We start from the raw sequence: 4,718 nt of genomic DNA on the forward strand, positions 1-4,718 counted from the left end.
AGGTGATTCTTTATTGCTCATCGAGCTGTCGTGGATACGTTGAAGTACGCTGCGGGCCGTGTTAGCCCGCTGCCAGTTCAGACCTTCAGAGCGCGCCCAGCCATTTCGACTACAGACCATACGCCTGAATCATCCTGCACGCATCGATAGTCGCTCGCCCGCTGCACCTGTCACACCTCCAGGGAATTGCCTTGCAAGCTGGCCCCTCTCCAAACTGCATTACGCTCGGAGTGTGGCCAAAGATAAACTACGAGCCTCCGCGGATTGCCGGATGTCGCCGATGTAAAGGAAATAAAGTTTGCCCCGCGGAGCCGGGCCAACAGTCCGGCTATCGCCGCGAGCGCGTTTAGGAACACGAATCCGTCGATGATCACCGGTCCAACCGCAGGGCGGCGTCTTGCATGCCGACAAGATCCATCACGCCGAGAAACCCTGCCGCCGCCGTGTTCGGGATAGAAAGCAGCAGAGAGAAGCGCGCTGCCTCGGGACGGCGCTGCCCCAGCAGCAGGACCATCGTCATCGTGATGCCTGACCGGCTGACATCTGATACGAGCGCCAACACCTTGGAGGCCCTGGTCAGAGCCGTTTCGCGCTAGTCAGCCCATGGACGGTGCTTCCGCAGCGTCGGCACGACGATCGGCGATCCAGAGCAGCACACGGAACAAGCCGGTCGTGACAATGATCGGGACGAGGCTGCGCCAGTCGCTCTCGACCCGGTACTAAGCGTGGGCGCCGTCTGCTTTGGTGGCTTTGATATCGCCGTGTATGCCCTCTACGGCCCTACAATCCGTCGCTTGGTGACGTCGCCCGGTATCGACGTCACAGTAGCCGCAAGCGGTGCCGCTTGTCATCTGTCGGCCGGTGTTGGCGGGAGTGTTGGCTACGATGCTGCCCCGCGAGTGGCTGGTGCCCCTCTGAGTCCCGCTTCGCATTGGTCTGCGATGTCTGTGCAGCGCCTGCCGGAAGTCAGTCGAATATCGCCTCAGCACCGATGCCAAGCGATAGGAGGACCGTCGCTGTCAACATGACTGACGCACCGCCGAAGACAGGGCCGAAGGTCGCGACTAACCCATCGCGTTCGACGAGGCCGACAGCGATAATGATTAACGAGATCGCCGTACCAGCCGATGAGACCTACCGGCAGGAAGCTGCCAGAACGCGCTCGAGCCCTCGCGTCACCGGCCTGAGACGAAGAATGATCTGTCGCAACTTTGCCGGGACAAGGCGCAGGCGCGCAAGGGGTCGGGAAGCCTGATATGCGGATAGCCCAATATCATCTGGCCGTGGACACCAGAAACGGCGGGCGGTGACCAGCACGACCGAGGTGGCATCGGAAGCAGTGTTGATAGCGAGAACACCACGATCGCCCAACCGACGGATGCCTCGCCAAGGTGCTGACAGCAGGTTCCCGAGGATCAGCGCGCCAGCTGGATTTTGACTGCGGGAGGTGCGCAGAATCGGCATCACAGCGATGGTCGTCGTCGTATAAACGTCCCGACTTTCAATGATCTGTGTCACGGTTAACAGGTTGGGATCCGTCTATCGCAATCGCGGGATGCCGCCGACTGAAGAAATGGCGGGAAAAGAATGGCATAATCCGCTGCAAGTCATTCCTTTTCCTGAGATATTAAGTTAGATCGAGGCAAACCTGTGGCGATGTGGGAGCATCAGCTGCGGCTGCTGACTGACAGGACCTGAATGCTTCACGATATCCTCCTTGTGGCCGTGGGCCTCATATTCCTTTTCCTCGGTGGCGAAGGGCTCGTGCGGGGCTCGGTTGCGCTTGCTGAGCGCCTGGGTATCTCGAGACTTCTGATCGGTCTTGTCATTGTTGGATTCGGGACGTCGACACCGGAACTGCTCGTTTCGGTGAACGCAGCCATCGACGGCGCGCCGGAAATCGCGCTCGGCAACGTCGTTGGCTCCAACATCGCCAATGTCCTGCTGATCATCGGCGTGGCGGCCATCATCGCGCCGATCATCAGTTGGGACCGGACAGCGGTTCGCGAGGCGCTGGTGGCAACCCTCATCTCGCTGGCGACCTTTGCGCTGGTGCAGGGCGAGGTCATAACCCGCATCGAGGGTATTGCCATGCTGGTGGTCCTCACCGGCTATCTCTTTTCCAGTTATTGGCTGGAAAAGCGGGACCGCGAAGCAAAGACGTTTCAGCATGAGGCGGAGGAGTTCGAAGACGTTCCCCTGCCTCCGCCGTGGCTCGCGCCGGTTCTGGCCATCGGCGGCATCGCTGCTCTCGTGTTCGGAGCCGACATGTTGGTGGAGGGAGCGGTGAACATCGCCCGCGATTTCGGCGTACCGGATGCCGTCATCGGCCTGTCGCTCGTGGCCATCGGCACCTCGCTGCCCGAGCTTGCCACCGCCATCGTCGCCGCGATCCGGCGTCATTCCGACGTCGTGCTGGGCAACGTGATCGGTTCGAGCATCTTTAACATCCTCGCGATCCTCGGCGTTACCGTCGTGATCCAGCCCATCGAGGTCAGCGCGCGGTTCCGCGAGATCGACACGTCGGTGATGTTGGGAGCCGCCCTGCTGCTTCTGGCGTTGCTCTTTGCCACCAAGTCGATCGGCCGACTCTGGGGTGCGTTCATGCTCGCCGCCTACGCCGCCTATATGGTGTTGCTATTCTCGAACGGCGCGGGGGCGTGACGCCCCCGTGAGCCGTCGGCTGCAATTTATAGACCAAAGCGCGGCACATGCGGGAGTGCCCTTTCGAATCACATCGCCCATCGGCCCCGTTCTTTTCCTCGACGATGTTGCAAGCAGCCATCTGCTGCTGTCCGCACTATTCATCACTGCGCGAGACGATGCGCCCCCGCCGATCGCAACCGCGGCGGGCGAGTGGCGCGTCGAACTGCTGGCCGGCTATGCCCATGCCTGCGTCTGGCGGGCGCGGTTCGCGCTCCCTGCCGACCGCCCGTCGGAATACCGCTGGGACGGAGCCACCTACGCGGTAGCCTGTGACCTGACCGGCGATCTGCGTCTGGCGTACGTTTCCTGCAACGGCGAGGAGGTGGGAGACATGCACCGCGAAGGGTCCGAGCGGAACGCCATGTGGGAAAGGCTGAGGAGCGAACACCAACGCCGGCCCTTCGCTCTGATGTTGCACGGTGGCGACCAGGTCTATGCCGATGAAGTGACCCAGGGGCACGAGCTCAGCCATGATTGGCCGGAGCGTATCCCACGCGCTCCCTCCCGCGCGGAGTTGGACGATCTTCGCTATCACCTGAGCGAAAGGTTCCTGGAACGCTACGCCACTCTTTACGCTGCGCCGCAGTTCGCCTGGCTTGGCGCGCGCGTGCCGTCGCTCATGCAATGGGATGATCACGACATCTGCGACGGCTGGGGCTCGCTGCGCCGATCGCGCACCTATTCGCCGGTGGGGCAAACCCTTTTTGCGGTCGCGCGGGAGAGCTTTCTCGTGTTTCAGCAGGCGACAACCGACGGCGATCTGCCAACGCGCTTCGCCGACCCCGAAGGACAGCATCTGGGCTGGGCTGTCCATGGCTCCGACCTGCGCATCCTCGCCCCCGACCTCCGCTCCGAACGTACACGTCGCCAGATCATGGGCCCGGGCGGCTGGGCGATGATGGAAGCAGAGGCGCAGCACGAGGTCGCGGGCCATACCCTGCTGATGTCGAGCGTGCCACTCCTCGGTCCCCGACTGTCGCTCCTGGAAGCGCTCATGGTGGTGATCCCGCGGATGCAAAAATACGAGGACGACCTGCGCGATCAATGGCAAAGCCGCGCGCACCGTCACGAATGGCGACGCATGTTGCGGCTGGTGCGCGATCTTGCAAGACGGGACGGGCACAACATCACGGCGGTATCGGGCGAAATTCACCTGGCGACACGCGCGGTCATGGACTTGCGCGACGGCTTGCAACTCAATCAACTGGTTGCGTCCGGAATCGCACATCGGGCGCCGCCGAAGGGCTGGGCGAAGTTCCTCGGCGCTCTCGCCTCGCTGAGAGAGAACCCGCTGTCAGAGAATCCAATCCGGATCGAGCCGCTGCCAGGGCACTCCTCCCGCTACGTCGCGGATCGCAACTACCTGCTTCTTGAGCGTGTTTCAGGAAACTGGTCAGCGCAGTGGGATCTTGAAACGACCGGCCTGACACCCGCGCTCGCGCTCTAATGGGATGTGGCCGCGCTAGGGAGGACGCCTCAGCCGAGTGTCGTCACGCGCCGCTCGCTGCGCGGCGGCCCGCAAGTTCGCGATGGAGAGCTTCTCGCGTAACGCCCAGTTTCGCTGCTACCTCCTGCCAGCGGCTTTTGTCAGGGAGGGCATTCCCTTCTTCGAACCATCCGGCGAGATGGTTCGCCACCTTGGCAAAGATCGGATCTTCGACCTGAGCCGCGCCGCCTGAACGCTTCGAGCCAGCAATGCTGACCACTTTGTCACCAGTGCGGGGTCGTCAGCCAGTGCTGACAGTAAGCGCTGCTTTGGAACACCTGCGACGACGCTTTCTTCCGAGGCGATAGCATCGCAGTGATACCGCGATGAGCAGGCTGATGCCTCGGCGATCACCACGCTTGGCACGGCGTTCTGCTGAACCAAATAAGCTCCAAGCGACGTTTGTTGCTGCAGATTCATCCGGTTGGAGCGCACCATGAAGCAGTGCAGCGGCAGCTTGCCGAACAGCAGCAAATGCTTCTTTCGGAAATGCGACATCGCGTAAGCAACTGCTTCGCTGTATCCA

4 protein-coding genes and 1 pseudogene are annotated in these 4,718 nt (G+C 62.0%); 2 read left to right on the plus strand and 3 right to left on the minus strand.

Annotation, left to right across the window (positions count from 1 at the left end; genetic code table 11):
* Positions 1-370 precede the first annotated feature (370 nt).
* Positions 371-562, minus strand: a complete 192-nt coding sequence (locus WA367_RS18095; protein ID WP_336058180.1) for an undecaprenyl-diphosphate phosphatase — start codon at positions 560-562, stop codon at positions 371-373.
* A gap of 613 nt (positions 563-1,175) precedes the next feature.
* Positions 1,176-1,361 (minus strand): hypothetical protein, encoded by a 186-nt coding sequence (locus WA367_RS18220; protein WP_442935605.1) that lies wholly within the window; start codon positions 1,359-1,361, stop codon positions 1,176-1,178.
* Positions 1,362-1,698: 337 nt separating this feature from the next.
* Here WA367_RS18220 and WA367_RS18100 point away from each other — a divergent pair, with 337 nt between their 5' ends.
* Positions 1,699-2,664: a calcium/sodium antiporter gene (locus WA367_RS18100; RefSeq protein WP_336058181.1), complete on the plus strand. Its 966-nt coding sequence runs from the start codon at positions 1,699-1,701 to the stop codon at positions 2,662-2,664.
* A 7-nt stretch (positions 2,665-2,671) separates the two neighbouring features.
* A complete protein-coding gene (locus tag WA367_RS18105) occupies positions 2,672-4,153 on the plus strand; it encodes an alkaline phosphatase D family protein (protein WP_336058182.1) in 1,482 nt (493 codons plus the stop codon).
* A gap of 117 nt (positions 4,154-4,270) precedes the next feature.
* Here WA367_RS18105 and WA367_RS18110 read toward each other — a convergent pair.
* A pseudogene (locus WA367_RS18110) lies at positions 4,271-4,718 on the minus strand (hypothetical protein); the annotation flags it as partial.

The sequence above is a fragment of the Nitratireductor sp. CH_MIT9313-5 genome, assembly GCF_037029545.1.
GTDB lineage: Bacteria > Pseudomonadota > Alphaproteobacteria > Rhizobiales > Rhizobiaceae > Chelativorans.